We start from the raw sequence: 14,614 nt of genomic DNA, 5'->3' as shown, positions 1-14,614 counted from the left end.
CCCGGGCCGCGCCGGGAGCAAAGGAGGCACAGTGCTGTCGATCCGCCGGTCGAGCGTCGCAGGAATGTCGGTCGCCTCGCGCCACGTGATGGGGACGGGCATCGTCATCGGCGCCCTCGCCCTCACGCTGATCGCGCTGCTGATCCCGGTGCGGAGTTTCGGCGGGAGAGCCGTGGCGGCCGCCCCGGCCCCCGCCCTGGCCGCGGACGACGACGGAGCCGGGGTCATGAGCACCGGCTTCGGGCCGCTCACCCCGCAGGACCGCGACTTCGTCCGCAAGGTCCGCCTCGCCGGGCTGTGGGAGCTGCCCGCGGGCCGCCAGGCCCAGGAGCGGGGAACCCGCCAGTCCGTGCGGACGGCGGGGGAGCACCTCGTGGAGGGGCACGCCGAACTGGACCGGCGGGTCCTGGAGGTGGGCCAGGCCCTCGGAGTCGAGCTGCCCGACCGGCCGAGCCCCCAGCAGCAGGCCTGGCTCGACCAGTTGGACCGGGCCGGGGGAGCCACGTACGAGCGGCTGTTCATCCAGCTGCTGCGCCGGGCGCACGGAAAGGTGTTCACACTCGTCGCCCAAGTGCGGGCGCAGACCCGCAACTCCATGGTCCGAGAGCTCGCCACGGACGCCAACGCCACGGTCCTGGACCACATCTCGGTCCTAGAGGCCAGCGGGTTGGTGGACTTCGACGGCTTGGCGGACACGGTGCCCGCTCCCGGCTCCCCCGGCTCCCCGGCTCCCGTCGCGGTGCCCAACGCGCACCTGGCAGCCACCATCACGCGCGTCGCCGAACTCACGGGCAAGATGGGCCGCGACCTGAACCAGGTCTTCGACCTGCGCCGCCTCTCCGGCCCTGGCCGTAGCCCGGACCGGGGCCCTGGCCGTAGCCGGGACCGGGGCCCTGGCCGTAGCCGGGGCCGACGGGGGCGCCCGGACGGGGGCCGCCGGATCCGGCCGGCGGCGCGGGGTAGCCCGCGCCGGGGCCGGCGCCCGGGCCGGTGCCGACGCCGGGGCCGCGGCCGCCGGGGTCCATGGGCGCGGGCGGGCGCTGACCCGCCGGAGCCTGGGCGAAGCCCTGCGCGGGCATGTCGTGGCGCGGCGCGCCGGGGCCGGCCGGAGCCGCAGGAGCCGGGGCCGGCGGGCGCTGACCCGCAGGAGCCTGGGCGTAGCCCTGCGCGGGCGTGTCGTGGCGCGGGGCGCCGGGCCCGCCGGCGGGTCCGGCCTCCAGGGCTGCCTGCGGCCGCGTCGGAGCGGGACCGGGCCCCGCGTTCTTGCGCGGCGCGAACCAGTTGCTCGCCGTGTCCTCGGGCCCGGGGGCGGCCGGTTCGGGCTCGGGGGCCGGCGCGGCGGCCGGGGCGGACTGCGGCTCGGCTTCGGCCTCGGGCATGGGCGTGCGGACGACCACGGGCGGAATCGGCCGCGAACCGGGGATGTTGATCCGGATCCGGGTCGTCAGGGTGGTCTCCGTCTTCGGCCCGTCGGAATCGGCCGTGGACGGCTTGGCGGGCGGTACGGTCACTGAACTCTCCTCCGGGGTGGTCGCCGCAGCGTCCGTGGACGGGTACTGGCCGGTTCCGTACGGCGGTGTACCCGAGGGGTAGGCGGCCCCACCGCGCCCGTTGGGCCCGGAGGACGAACTCTCGGTTTCACGACTCAAGGCAGGCTCTCCCGATTGGCTCCGCCGCCCGTCATACCGTGCGCGGGCAGCTCGGCGGCCCGTCCACCATACTGGCCGCCGCCCGCACGCACTCGGCCCCCGGGAGCGAACGGTTCCCCTTGGCTCCGTTCACGCCCCCCGCGAGCGCCCCCGGACCACCCGGCTGATCCGCGCCGAACGGCTCGTCAAGCCCGCCGAAGCCGTCCGACGGCACGTCACTTGGCAGGCCTGGCGGCCGAAACCGACCGGTCCCCGGGAACGCTCATCGTGGCGGACATCACAGCGAGCACGACCCCGCCCAAAAGGTAGGCGTACATGTCGATTCCGGATGAACTGAGCAGGAAGTCCCCTTCCGCCCGGGGGACGCTGAGGATCACGTAGGCGAGGAACCAGCCGACCGCGCCCGCGCCCACTCCGATCCCGGTCCCCAGGGCGAGGCGGCCGCCGAGGAACAGCCCGAAGAGGGCGAGGAGCGCCAGCACCAGCCCGGCGGGGAACCACAGGTCCACCACGAGCCAGCCGGCCGCGCCGGCCAGCACGCCCGCCGCCAACAGCCCGAGCAGGACGGCGATCCGCCCCGGTGTCCACGTACCGCTCACGCCCGCACCCCCGCGAAGAGGTCGCGCTCGCGCTCGCCCGCCGGGACGCCCGGCCGGCCCGCGGCCAACTCGTAGTACTCGTGGGTGAACAGCGGCTGCGCCAGGTCGTTGGAGAGCGCGAAGAAGGGCCCGTCCACCGCGATCTGGGTGGCGTGGGCGCGCATCGCGGCGGTCTTGGCGGCCACGAACGCCTGCTCGGCGGCCTCGTCCCCGCCGATCTCGGCGGTGATCCGCTCGTCGGCCACCACCCCCGGCACGTCGTCCGGTGCGGCCGGCGCCGGGAAGGGCACCTCGCTGCCGGCCTCGCGCAGCCGGGCGAAGCCCTCCTCGACGACGGAGCGCGGTACGCGGTTCCAGTAGAGCTTCTCGACCGCGTGCGGCTCGCCGAGGTCGCGGCGGTAGGCGGGCTCCGCGGCCAGTTCGGCCGCACGGGTGGCGACCCGGTGGGCCTGGATGTGGTCGGGGTGACCGTAGCCGCCGTCCGGGTCGTAGGTGACGAGGACCTGGGGGCGCAGTTCGCGGATCACCTCCACGAGGTACCCGGCGGCCTCGTCCACGTCCGCGGACCAGAAGGCGCCGGGCCGGGTGTTCTGCTCGGCGCCCATCATCCCGGAGTCCCGGAAGCGGCCGGGGCCGCCGAGGAACCGGTGGTCGGTGACGCCCAGTTCCCGCATGGCCTCGGCGAGCTCGCCGACGCGGTGGGCACCGAGGGTGTCGTCGCGGTCGGCCGCCAGGTGGGCGAGATCGGGCGGGATGACCTCGCCCTCCTCGCCGAGCGTGCAGGTCACCAACGCGACGTGGGCGCCCTCGGCCGCGTACTTGGCCATGGTGACGCCGTTGTTGATCGACTCGTCGTCCGGGTGCGCGTGCACGAGCAGGAGCCGACGGGCGGGAAGACCGTTCATGGGGGCAAGAGTACGAGGAGCGGCGCCCGGAGCCCCACAAGGCCTCGCCCGGGCGCCCGGCGGACGCCGCGGGGCGTCCGCTCAGAGCTTGAGGCCGCTGATCATGCTGGCCACGTTGGAGGTGAGCTGGGAGAGCGTCGGGGCCACGGTCGAGCTCGCCAGGTAGAAGCCGAGCAACACGCAGACCACCGCGTGACCCGTCTTCAGGCCCGACCTCCGGACCAGCAGGAAGACGACGATCGCCAGCAGCACCACGGCCGAGATCGATAGGGCCACGGCGTTTCACCTCCACGTCGAGCGGACATCGGTACGCGTACTCGCGACTCCGTGCACGGCAGAGTCATACCCACCGTCCGCTACGGATCATAACTATCCGTGCCAGCGCATCGATCGATTCCGGCAGCACGAGGGGCGCACGCCGCGCATGCCCGGGGTCACAGGAAGGCCGGCCGGGGAGTCTGTACGCCTCCCCGGCCGGCTGTCGGCACCCGCACGGCCGCACACAGCCCAGGCTGCCCGGCCCATATCTCGGGGCAGAAACGGTCAAGTTGCCTACATGTAAACCGAGTTGTGGTGCCGAGTGCAGCTGTGGCCGGAAATCAGCGGTGGCGGGGGCTCCGGATTCACTCCTTGGACAACCGGCCCGCCGCCGGCGGCGGGTCGTCCGACGGCGGGACCATGCGCTCCTCGGAGGCGAAGTGGCAGGCCGAGGGGTGGGCCGCCGGGCCGCCCGGGAGGAAGGCGGGGATCTCCAGCAGCGGGACCTCCGTCGCGCAGCGCTCCTCGGCCTTCCAGCAGCGGGTGCGGAAGCGGCAGCCCGAGGGCGGGTTGGCCGGGGAGGGGACGTCGCCGGAGAGGATGATGCGCTCGCGGCCCTCGCGGGCCAGCGGGTCGGGCACCGGGACGGCGGAGAGCAGCGCCTGGGTGTACGGGTGGGTCGGGTGGTCGTAGATCTGGCTGTCGGTGCCGATCTCGACGATCCGGCCGAGGTACATGACGCCGACCCGGTCGGAGATGTGCCGCACGATCGAGAGGTCGTGCGCGATGAACACGTAGGAGAGGCCGAACTCGTCCTGGAGGCGTTCCAGGAGGTTGATCACCTGGGCCTGGACGGAGACGTCGAGTGCGGAGACCGGCTCGTCGGCAACGATGATCTCCGGGTTGAGCGCGAGGCCGCGGGCGATGCCGATGCGCTGGCGCTGACCGCCGGAGAACTGGTGCGGGTACCGGTTGATGTACTCCGGGTTGAGGCCGACGACGTCCAGGAGCTCCTGCACCTTGCGGCGCCGGTCGCCCTTGGGCGCCGCGTCGGGGTGGATCTCGTACGGTTCGCCGATGATGTCGCCGACCGTCATGCGCGGGTTCAACGAGGTGTACGGGTCCTGGAACACCATCTGGATGTTGCGCCGGACGGCCTTGAGGGCCTTGGCCGACAGCTTGGCGAGGTCCTCGCCCTTGTACCTGATCGCACCCGCCGTGGGGCGTTCCAGGTTGACCAGCAGCTTGGCGACGGTGGACTTGCCGCAGCCCGACTCCCCCACGATGCCGAGGGTCTCGCCGGCCCGCAGGTCGAAGGAGACCCCGTCGACGGCCTTGACCGCGCCGACCTGCTTCCGGAAGAGGATCCCCTGGGTCAGCGGGTAGTGCTTGACCAGGTCGTCGACCACGAGGATGGATTCAGTGGACTCGGGCACCGAGGCACTCCTTCCAGAAGAAGCACGCACTGGCACGGTCCGGCGCGACCTCGGCCAGCGGCGGGACCTCGGCGGCGCAGACGGCCCGGGCCATCGGGCAGCGCGGGTTGAAGGCGCAGCCGGGCGGGATGGCGAGCAGGTTGGGCGGCAGGCCCTTGATGGCGTAGAGCTCCTGGCCCTTCTGGTCCAGGCGCGGGATCGAGTCGAGCAGGCCGCGGGTGTACGGGTGCGCCGGCGCGGCGTAGATCTCGTGGACGGGGGCCGACTCGACGATCCGGCCGGCGTACATGACCGCGATCTTGTCCGCGACGTCGGCGACGACCCCGAGGTCGTGGGTGATCAGGATCAGGCCCATGTGGAGCTCGCGCTGGAGCTCCGCGAGGAGGTCCATGACCTGGGCCTGGACGGTGACGTCGAGGGCGGTGGTCGGCTCGTCCGCGATGATGAGCGAGGGTTCCAGCGCCATCGCCATGGCGATCATGATGCGCTGGCGCATGCCGCCGGAGAACTGGTGCGGGTAGTCCCCCACCCGCTCCTTGGCGGCCGGGATCTTCACCCGGTCCATCAGCTCGACGGCCTTGGCCCGGGAGTCCTTGCGGGACATCCCGCGGTGGACCTCGTACATCTCGCCGAGCTGCGCGCCCACGCTGAGCACGGGGTTGAGGGAGGACAGGGCGTCCTGGAAGATCATGGCCATCTCGGCGCCGCGGATCTTCCTGCGCTCCTCCTCCTTCATCTTCAGCAGGTCTTTGCCCTTGAAGAGGATCTCGCCGCCCGTGATCCGGCCGGGCGGCATGTCGAGGATGCCCATGACGGCCTGCGCGGTGACCGATTTGCCCGAGCCGGACTCGCCGAGCACGGCGAGGGTCTCGCCCTCGTCCACCGAGTAGTTGACGCCGTTGACAGCCTTGGCGACTCCGTCGCGCGTCTTGAATTCCACGTGCAGATCGCGCACTTCGAGCAGCATGTGCGGGGCTCCTCAGCGCAGCTTGGGGTCGAGGGCGTCGCGCACCGCGTCGCCGAGCATGATGAACGCGAGCACGGTCACGCTGAGCGCGCCCGCCGGGTAGAGCAGCATGTGCGGGGCGTTGCGGATCTGGGAGGCGGCGTTGGAGATGTCGATGCCCCAGGAGACGGTCGGCGGGCGCAGGCCCACGCCGAGGAACGACAGGGTGGCTTCCAGGGCGATGTAGGTGCCGAGCGCGATGGTGGCGACGACGATGACGGGCGCGATCGCGTTGGGCGCCACGTGCCGCAGCAGCATCCGGGCGTTGCCGGCGCCGAGCGCCCGCGCGGCCTGGACGTAGTCGTTCTGCTTGGCGGTGATGACCGAGCCGCGGGCGATGCGGGCCAGTTGGGGCCAGCCCAGCAGCACGATGAAGCCGACGACCGGCCAGACGGTGGTGCTGGTGACGACGGACAGGAAGACCAGGCCGCCGAGGACGACGGGGATGCCGAAGAAGATGTCGGCGACCCGGGAGAGCAGGGAGTCGCCCCAGCCGCCGAAGAACCCGGCGAGCCCGCCGAGCGCGGAGCCGAGGAGGGCCGCGCCGAGGGTGGCGCAGATGCCCACGGTGATGGAGGCGCGGGCCCCGTAGACGGTACGGGTGTAGACGTCGCAGCCCTGGGTGTCGTAGCCGAAGGGGTGGCCCGGGGAGGAGCCCTGCTGCGATGTGGACAGGTCGCACTGGAGCGGGTCGCCGCTCGCGATGAGCTGGGGCCAGATCGAGATGACCACCAGGAAGAGGATCAGCAGCGAGGAGGCGATGAAGACGGGGTTGCGGCGCAGCTGGTGCCAGGCGTCGGACCACAGGGACCGGGCCTTCTCCTGCGGTCCCGCGGGGCCCGGCGTGCCGAGCTCCTTCTCCAGGCTCTCGGCCTCCTCCAGGGCGAGATCCATGGCCCCGCCCTGGCCGGTGGGGGCGACGGACTCGTGGGCGCCGGGTCGCAGCGGATCGTAGGCGGCGCGCTCGGGATCGGGCTCAGGCATAACGGATCCTCGGGTCCAGGACCGCGTAGAGCAGGTCGACGAGCAGGTTCGCCAGCAGGAAGACGATGACGAGGATGGTCACGAAGCCGACGACCGTCGGGGAGTTGTTGCGCAGGATGCCCTGGTAGAGCTGGTAGCCGACCCCGTGGATGTTGAAGATCCGCTCGGTGACGATGGCGCCGCCCATCAGGGCGCCGATGTCGGTGCCGATGAAGGTGACGACGGGGATCAGCGAGTTGCGCAGCAGGTGGCGGGTGATGACGCGGCGCCGGGGCAGGCCCTTGGCCACGGCGGTGCGCACGTAGTCGGCCTTGACGTTCTCGGCGATGGACGTGCGGGTCAGCCGGGTGACGTAGGCGAGGGAGACCAGTGCGAGGACGATGCCGGGCAGGATCAGCTCGCTGAAGGGGGCGTCCGGGGAGACCGTGGGCCGCACCCAGCCCCATTTGACGCCGAAGAGGAACTGGAGCAGGTAGCCGGTCACGAAGGTCGGCACGGAGATCACGACGAGGGTGAGCACGAGCACGCCGCTGTCGATGGACTTGCCGCGCTTGAGGCCGCTGATCACGCCGAGGCTGATGCCGACGACGATCTCGATGGCGATCGCGACGATCGTCAGGCGCAGGGTCACGGGGAACGCCGCGGCCATCAGCTCGGTGACCTTCTGGCCGTTGAAGGCGGTGCCGAAGTCGCCCTGGAAGATCTGGCCCATGTAGTGCAGGTACTGCTTCCACAGGGGCTGGTCGAGGTAGAGGTCCTTGCGGATGCGCGCGGCGGTGGCCGGGTCGGGGGCCTTGTCTCCGAAGAGGGCGGCGACCGGGTCACCGAGCGCGTACACCATGAAGAAGATCAGGAACGTGCTGCCGATGAACACGGGGATCATCTGGAGCAGTCGCCGGATCACATAACGTCCCATGGACTGCTCCAGGATCGATCCGCGAGAAGGGTCAGCTGACCTTGATCTGGTCGTAGACGGGGACGCTGAACTGGTTGAGCGCCACGTCCGAGATGCGCTCCGAGTGGCCGGCGCTGCCGTTCTGGTACCAGAGCGGGATCGACGGCATCTGCGCGGCGAGGATCTTCTGCGACTCCTGGAACTTGGCCGTCGCCTTGGCCGCGTCGCTCTCCCGGTTGGCCTCGTCGATGAGCTTGTCGAACTCCGGGTTGCTGAACTTGCCGTAGTTCGAGGAGGCGCCGGTGTAGTAGAGCGGCTCCAGGAAGTTCTGGATCAGCGGGTAGTCGGCCTGCCAGCCGGAGCGGAAGGGGCCGGTCAGCTTGAAGCTGCTCTGCTGGTTCCTGAAGTCGGCGAAGGTGCCGATGGGGTTGACCGTGCAGACCGGGCCCTCGCCCAGCGCGTTGTTGACGCTGTTGCAGACGGCGTCCATCCAGTCGCGGTGCGAGCCGGTGTCCACGTTGGACGTCAGCGTGACCTTGCCGCCGGGCAGTCCGCCGGCCTCCTGGATGAGCTTCTTGGCCTCGGTCGGGTTGAAGGAGCAGGCCTCGCCGCAGGCGGTGGCGGAGAAGCCGCCCTTGTCGCCGAGGGCCGGGGAGGTCCAGTCCTTGGCCGGGGTGCGGGTCTCCTTGAAGATCTGCTTGGTGATCTCGTCGCGGTTGATCGCCATCGAGATGCCGCGGCGGACCTTCTCCATGCCCTCCTTGTTCCACTGCGGGTCGTACAGCGGGAAGGTGAGGGTCTGGATGATGAGGGCCGGCTGGTTGATGTAGCGGTCGCCGAGGTCGTTCGCGACGTTCTTGAGCTGCTGCGCCGGGATGTCGTCGACCAGGTCGAGGTTGCCCGAGATCAGGTCGGTGTAGGCGGTGTTGTTGTCGGTGTAGACCTTCAGGTCCACGCCGCCGTTGACCGCCTTGTCCGCACCCGTGTAGGCGTCCCACTTGCGCAGCTTCATGCCCGTGCCCTTGGTGTACGAGTCCACCGTGTACGGGCCGTTGCCGACGGGCTTCTTCAGCCAGCCCTCGTGGTCGGTGAAGAAGGCCTTGGGCAGCGGGGAGAACGCCTGGTAGCCGAGGGTCTCGGGCCAGGTGGAGAACTTCTCCTTGAGGGCGACCGTGAAGGTCTTGGGGTCCTTGACCACCAGGCCGGACATGGTCTTGGACTTGGGGTCGCCCGTCGCGGGGTGCACGTCCGCGTAGCCGACGATGTCGGAGAAGAAGGGCGAGTTGTTCTGCTTCTTGGTGACGTCCGCGCCGTAGTTCCAGGCGTCCACGAAGGACTGGGCGGTGACGGGCTCGTCGTTGCTGAACTTCCAGCCGTCCTTCAGCGTGATCGTGAAGTTCTGGCTGTCGGTGGTCTCGATCTTCTCGGCGAGCATGTTGTTGGCCTCGCCGGTCTTCGGGTCGTAGCGCTTCAGACCCCGGAAGAGCATGTCGAGGACCTTGCCGCCCTGTACCTCGTTGGTGTTGGCGGGCTCCAGCGGGTTCTGCGGGTCACCCCACGAGGAGCTGACGATGCCCGTCTCGCCGCCTCCGCCGCTGTCGCTTCCGCCGCCGCAGGCCGTCGCCGCGAGGGCGACGGCCACCGCACAAGCGGCCCACTTGGCGTGGGTGGCTCCGCGCATGGAGTGCCTCCTACTGGATCCCAAGACTCACTTAGGGCCCAATGTCACCCTATGTGGGGTCCCGCACACTCCTGGTTGGACCGATTGCACCCTCGCGTCCCCCGCCTGTCACCCCTGCGAGTGCAATGTTGCGCCGGGTCCGCCCCGGCGGGCCTCCCCGGTCACAGCGCCAGCTCCCAGGTGACCACGGCGTAGTGCAGCGCCATGCCGTGCGCCTCGTACAGCGCGAGTGCTCCGGTCTCGTTGGCGGTGTCCACGCCGAGGCCCACCGTGGAGCGGCCGCGCGCCGCGTAGGCGGCGAAGCCGTGGCGCAGCAGGTGGCCGCCGACGCCCCGGCCGCGCGCCTCCCGGCGTACGCCGAGGTGACTGACCCAGCCCATGCTGGTGCGGTCGTCGCGGGTCAGCAGGACCCCTACGTCGCCCAGCGCGGGCAGGCTCGCGATCCACACCAGCGACCAGTCGAGGCCGCGGCCGTCGATGTGGTCCAGCCAGGGCTCGTACGGGCGGTCCACGTGGCCGAAGTGCTCGGCGAAGGTCTCCTCGATCAGGGTGTGGGCGCGGCGCCGCTCCGCCTCGTCCCCGTCGCAGGAGCGCAGGGTGAGCCCGCCGGGCGGGGCGGGCGGCGCCTGGTCCGGCTCCAGGGCGCGGGTCATCACCTGGTAGCGGCGCACGGTGCGGTAGCCGCGGCCGGGCAGCAGGTCGGCGTCGAGGGTGGACTCGACGTTGAGCTGGATGCGCAGGGAGGCGCGGGGCGCGCCGGCGGCGAGCTCGCGGGCCCGGACCTCCGTCAGCTCCAGCAGCCGGACGGCGGCCGCGCGGTGGCCCGGCAGGGCGTAGTGCTCGGCGTCGACGCGGCCGGGGCCCGAGTCCGCCCACACCAGGGCGTAGGCGACGAGCCGGCCGCCCTCGAAGGCGAGCCAGGAGTCGCGCGCGAGGTCGACGTCGGGGTGGTTCAGGTCGGCCTCGACGGCGGCGAGGTCGGTTTCCGGGCGGCCGATCTCGATCAGGTCGACGGCGTTGAGGAGACCGCAGATGGCCTCGGCGTCCGAGGGCCCGGCGGGCCGCGTGGTCAGCAGGTCGCTCATCGGACCACTCTCGGAGAGACGGGGGCGGGCCCGCAACCGGCTTTCCCCGCGCGGCGCACGCGAAGGCGCCCGGTACCGGGGTGATCCGGTACCGGGCGCCTTCGGTGCTTCGTCCGCGGGAGGTCAGACGGCCAGAACGGCCTTCTCCTCCGCGAAGTGGCACGCCGACTCGTGCGCGGCCAGGGACTTCACGCCCTGGAAGCGCTCCGGGATCGCGAGCAGCGGCTCCTCCACGGAGCACTTCTCCTCGGCCTTCCAGCAGCGGGTGCGGAAACGGCAGCCCGACGGCGGGTTGGCGGGCGACGGGACGTCACCGGTGAGGATGATCCGGTCGCGGTGCGCGCGGGCCTCCGGGTCCGGCACCGGCACCGCGGAGAGCAGTGCCTGCGTGTACGGGTGCGTCGGGTGCTCGTAGATCTGCTCGTCCGTACCGATCTCGGCCATCTTGCCGAGGTACATGACGCCGACGCGGTCCGAGATGTGCCGGACGATCGAGAGGTCGTGCGCGATGAAGATGTAGGAGAGGTTGAACTCCTCCTGCAGCTTCTCCATCAGGTTGATGACCTGGGCCTGCACCGACACGTCGAGCGCGGAGACCGGCTCGTCGCAGATGATGATCTCCGGGTTGAGCGCGAGGCCGCGGGCGATGCCGATGCGCTGGCGCTGGCCGCCGGAGAACTGGTGCGGGTACCGGTTGATGTACTCCGGGTTGAGGCCCACGACGTCCAGGAGCTCCTGGACCTTCCGCCGCCGGTCGCCCTTGGGGGCCACCTCGGGGTGGATGTCGTAGGTCTCGCCGATGATGTCGCCGACCGTCATGCGCGGGTTCAGCGAGGTGTACGGGTCCTGGAACACCATCTGGATGTTGCGGCGCACGGCCTTCAGGGCGCGGCCGGACAGCTTGGTGATGTCCTGGCCCTTGTAGAAGACCTCGCCGGCGGTGGCGCGCTCCAGGTTCATCAGCAGCTTGGCGACGGTGGACTTGCCGCAGCCGGACTCGCCGACGATGCCGAGGGTCTCGCCCCGGTACAGGTCGAAGGAGATGCCGTCGACGGCCTTGACCGCGCCGACCTGCCTCTTGAACAGGATGCCCTGGGTCAGCGGGAAGTGCTTGACCAGGCCCCGCACCTGGAGGATCGGCTCGCGCTCGGGGGCGTTCTTGGTGAGCTCAGCCATGGATCTGCTCCTTCCAGAAGTGGCACGCGCTGTGGCGACCGACCAGCTCGGTGCCGTCCTGCTCACTGACGGGCTGGAGCAGGGGGATGTCCGTCCGGCAGACGTCCTGCGCGGCGATGCAGCGCGGGTTGAACGAGCAGCCGGTGGGCAGGCGCAGCAGGTTCGGCGGCAGGCCCTTGATCGCGAAGAGCTCCTGGCCCTTCTGGTCCAGCCGCGGGATCGAGTCGAGCAGGCCGCGGGTGTACGGGTGCGCCGGGCGCTTGTAGATCTCGTGGACCGGAGCGGTCTCGACGATCCGGCCGGCGTACATGACCGCGATCTTGTCCGCGACGTCGGCGACGACGCCGAGGTCGTGGGTGATCAGGATCAGACCCATGTTGAGCTCGCGCTGGAGCTCGGCGAGGAGGTCCATGACCTGGGCCTGGACGGTGACGTCGAGGGCCGTGGTCGGCTCGTCCGCGATGATCAGGTCCGGCTCCAGCGCGATCGCCATGGCGATCATGATGCGCTGGCGCATACCGCCGGAGAAGTGGTGCGGGTAGTCGTCCACACGCTCCTTCGCCGCCGGGATCTTGACCTTGTCCATCAGCTCGATGGCCTTGAGGCGGGCTTCCTTCTTCGACAGCCCCCGGTGGACGCGGAACATCTCGCCCAGCTGGTAGCCGACGGTGAGGACCGGGTTCAGCGAGGACAGCGCGTCCTGGAAGATCATGGCGATCTTCTGGCCGCGCAGCTTGCGCCGCTCCTCGAAGCTCATCTTGAGCATGTCCTGGCCGCGGAAGAGGATCTCGCCCTGCGGGATCTTGCCGGGGGGCATGTCGAGGATGCCCATGATGGCCTGCGCCGTCACGGACTTGCCGGAGCCGGACTCGCCGAGGACGGCGAGGGTCTCGCCGGCGCTCACGCTGTAGTTGACGCCGTTGACTGCCTTGGCCACACCGTCGCGGGTGTGGAACTCGACGTGCAGGTCGCGCACTTCGAGGAGCGGCGTCTGCGGGTCCCCGTCACGCGGGGAGGGAACGCTGGAGGTGTTGTCCATGGTGATCACTTACGCCCTCCTCAGCGCAGCTTCGGGTCGAGGGCGTTGCGTACCGCTTCGCCGAGCATGATGAAGGCGAGCACGGTGACGCTGAGCATGATCGAGGGGTACAGCAGGATGTGCTGGGCCACTCGGATCTGCTGCGAACCGGCCGAGATGTCCACGCCCCACGAGATGGTCGGGGACGCGAGGCCCAGACCCAGGTAGGACAGGGTGGCCTCCGCCGCGATGTAGCCGCCGAGCGCGATCGTGGAGACCACGATCACCGGGGCCATGGCGTTCGGCAGGATGTGCCGGAACAGGATCCGGGTGGTGCTCGCGCCCAGTGCCTTCGCGGCGTGCACGTAGTCGGCCTGCTTCACGGTGATGACCGCGCCGCGCATGACGCGGTTGATCTGCGTCCAGCCGAGGAACGCCAGGGCGAAGACGACCGTCCACACCGTGCGCTCGGTGAAGGCCTGGAGGACGACCATCGCGCCGAGCAGGAAGGGGATGCCGAAGAAGATGTTGGTGATCCCCGAGATGAGCGTGTCCGTGAGGCCGCCGAAGTAGCCGGCGATCATGCCCGTGATGCCGCCGATGACGGTGACGATCGCCGTCACGCAGACGGCGACGATGATCGAGGCGCGGGTGCCGTAGATGAGGCGCGCGTAGACGCTGCGCCCCTGGCCGTCCCAGCCGAGCCAGTCGGGCGACCCGATCTTGGCGAGCTCCGGCTTGCCCAGGAAGTGGTTGACCAGGTCGCCCTTGGTGGGGTCGACGCTGGTGAACCAGCTCGGGAAGGCGGCGATCACCAGGAGGACGAGGATCAGCGCCGCGGAGACGACGAAGTACGGGTTGCGGCGCAGGTCGGCCCACGCGTCGCCCCAGAGGCTGCGTGCCTTCTCGGCCTTGGCCGGGGCGACCGGCGCACCGGGCGCCGACGGGGTCTCGGCCGTGACGGTTTCGGTCTGGGTCAGATCAGGCATACCGGATCCTCGGGTCCATGACCGCGTAGAGGAGGTCGACGAGCAGGCTGGCTATCAGGTAGACGACGACCAGGACCGTGACGACACCGACCACGGTCAGGCCTTCGCGGCGGATCACCGATTCGTAGATCAGACCGCCGACACCCTTGACGTTGAAGATGCCTTCGGTGATGACGGCTCCGCCCATGAGGGCGCCGATGTCGGTGCCCAGGAAGGTCACGACGGGGATCATCGAGTTGCGCATCAGGTGCACACCGATGACGCGGCGCTTGGGCAGGCCCTTGGCCACGGCGGTGCGGACGTAGTCGGCGCGCAGGTTCTCGGCCATCGAGGTGCGGGTCAGGCGGGCCACGTAGGCCAGCGACAGGGAGCCCAACACGACGGCCGGTGCGATCAGCTCGCCCCAGGTTTCCTTGGTGCTGACGTTCGGGTCGATCCAGCCGAGCTGGAAGGCGAACACCGACTTGACGATGAAGCCGAGCACGAAGACCGGCATCGAGATGATCAGCAGGGTCAGGATCAGGATCAGGTTGTCGACCAGCTTGCCGGCCTTGAGGCCGGCGACGATCCCGAGCGTGAGTCCCAAGACGATCTCGATGACGAACGCGAAGAGGGCCAGCCGGAGCGTGACCGGGAAGGCGCTGCCGATGACATCGATGATGTCGCGTCCGCTGCGGATCTGGGACCCGAAGTCGAAGTGGAACAGGATGCCGGTGATGTAGTTGTAGTACTGGTGCCACCACGGCAGATCCAGCCCGTGCTGGTGGCGGAGCGCCGCCAGCGTGGCGGGGTCAGTGCCCTTGTCCCCGAAGAGTCCGGCCACGGGATCGCCGGGCAGGCTGTACACCATCAAGAAGATGAGCAGGGTCGTCCCGAAGAAGACCGGGATCATCTGGAGCAGTCGTCGTGCGACATAGCGCCCCATCATGCCTC

14 protein-coding genes and 1 pseudogene are annotated in these 14,614 nt (G+C 70.2%); 1 reads left to right on the top strand and 14 read right to left on the bottom strand.

Going from position 1 to position 14,614, the window contains the following annotated elements; genetic code table 11:
- Nucleotides 1–64: 64 nt before the first annotated feature.
- A pseudogene (locus tag DRB89_RS18625) lies at nt 65–589 on the top strand (DUF4142 domain-containing protein); the annotation flags it as partial.
- 196 nt (nt 590–785) lie between these two features.
- Here the strand turns inward: DRB89_RS18625 and DRB89_RS43015 are convergent.
- From DRB89_RS43015 to DRB89_RS18555, 14 genes are all read right to left on the bottom strand, one after another.
- Nucleotides 786–1,511, bottom strand: a complete 726-nt coding sequence (locus tag DRB89_RS43015; RefSeq protein WP_162688405.1) for a hypothetical protein — start codon at nt 1,509–1,511, stop codon at nt 786–788.
- Between the two features lie 353 nt (nt 1,512–1,864).
- A complete protein-coding gene (locus tag DRB89_RS18615; protein WP_112449408.1) occupies nt 1,865–2,248 on the bottom strand; it encodes a DUF6113 family protein in 384 nt (127 codons plus the stop codon).
- A complete protein-coding gene (mshB, locus tag DRB89_RS18610; protein WP_112449409.1) occupies nt 2,245–3,153 on the bottom strand; it encodes an N-acetyl-1-D-myo-inositol-2-amino-2-deoxy-alpha-D-glucopyranoside deacetylase in 909 nt (302 codons plus the stop codon). The genes DRB89_RS18615 and mshB overlap by 4 nt, the downstream gene beginning before the upstream one ends.
- A gap of 81 nt (nt 3,154–3,234) precedes the next feature.
- Entirely contained in the window at nt 3,235–3,429 is a 195-nt protein-coding gene (locus DRB89_RS18605) for a hypothetical protein (protein WP_112449410.1), read from the bottom strand.
- Nucleotides 3,430–3,776: 347 nt separating this feature from the next.
- Entirely contained in the window at nt 3,777–4,847 is a 1,071-nt protein-coding gene (locus DRB89_RS18600; RefSeq protein WP_112449411.1) for a dipeptide ABC transporter ATP-binding protein, read from the bottom strand.
- Complete coding sequence (locus DRB89_RS18595; RefSeq protein ID WP_112449412.1) at nt 4,831–5,814, bottom strand: ABC transporter ATP-binding protein; 984 nt, start codon at nt 5,812–5,814, stop codon at nt 4,831–4,833. Before DRB89_RS18595 ends, DRB89_RS18600 begins: the two co-directional genes overlap by 17 nt.
- A 12-nt stretch (nt 5,815–5,826) precedes the next feature.
- Entirely contained in the window at nt 5,827–6,837 is a 1,011-nt protein-coding gene (locus tag DRB89_RS18590; protein ID WP_112449413.1) for an ABC transporter permease, read from the bottom strand.
- Entirely contained in the window at nt 6,830–7,753 is a 924-nt protein-coding gene (locus DRB89_RS18585; RefSeq protein WP_112449414.1) for an ABC transporter permease, read from the bottom strand. Before DRB89_RS18585 ends, DRB89_RS18590 begins: the two co-directional genes overlap by 8 nt.
- 31 nt (nt 7,754–7,784) lie before the next feature.
- Nucleotides 7,785–9,413, bottom strand: a complete 1,629-nt coding sequence (locus tag DRB89_RS18580) for an ABC transporter substrate-binding protein (RefSeq protein WP_112449415.1) — start codon at nt 9,411–9,413, stop codon at nt 7,785–7,787.
- A 161-nt stretch (nt 9,414–9,574) separates the two neighbouring features.
- Nucleotides 9,575–10,498 carry a GNAT family N-acetyltransferase gene (locus DRB89_RS18575; protein WP_112449416.1) on the bottom strand — a complete coding sequence of 308 codons (924 nt, stop codon included), beginning with the start codon at nt 10,496–10,498 and terminating at the stop codon, nt 9,575–9,577.
- 123 nt (nt 10,499–10,621) lie between these two features.
- A complete protein-coding gene (locus DRB89_RS18570; protein WP_112449417.1) occupies nt 10,622–11,674 on the bottom strand; it encodes a dipeptide ABC transporter ATP-binding protein in 1,053 nt (350 codons plus the stop codon).
- Entirely contained in the window at nt 11,667–12,722 is a 1,056-nt protein-coding gene (locus tag DRB89_RS18565; protein ID WP_112449418.1) for an ABC transporter ATP-binding protein, read from the bottom strand. Before DRB89_RS18565 ends, DRB89_RS18570 begins: the two co-directional genes overlap by 8 nt.
- Before the next feature lie 11 nt (nt 12,723–12,733).
- On the bottom strand, nt 12,734–13,681 hold the full coding sequence (locus DRB89_RS18560; protein ID WP_112449419.1) for an ABC transporter permease: 948 nt from the start codon (nt 13,679–13,681) through the stop codon (nt 12,734–12,736).
- Nucleotides 13,674–14,606 carry an ABC transporter permease gene (locus tag DRB89_RS18555; RefSeq protein ID WP_112449420.1) on the bottom strand — a complete coding sequence of 311 codons (933 nt, stop codon included), beginning with the start codon at nt 14,604–14,606 and terminating at the stop codon, nt 13,674–13,676. The genes DRB89_RS18560 and DRB89_RS18555 overlap by 8 nt, the downstream gene beginning before the upstream one ends.
- Nucleotides 14,607–14,614: the final 8 nt, after the last annotated feature.

Source organism: Streptomyces sp. ICC4 (assembly GCF_003287915.1).
GTDB lineage: Bacteria > Actinomycetota > Actinomycetes > Streptomycetales > Streptomycetaceae > Streptomyces > Streptomyces tritrimontium.
This window is presented reverse-complemented; position numbering and strand designations above follow the sequence as displayed.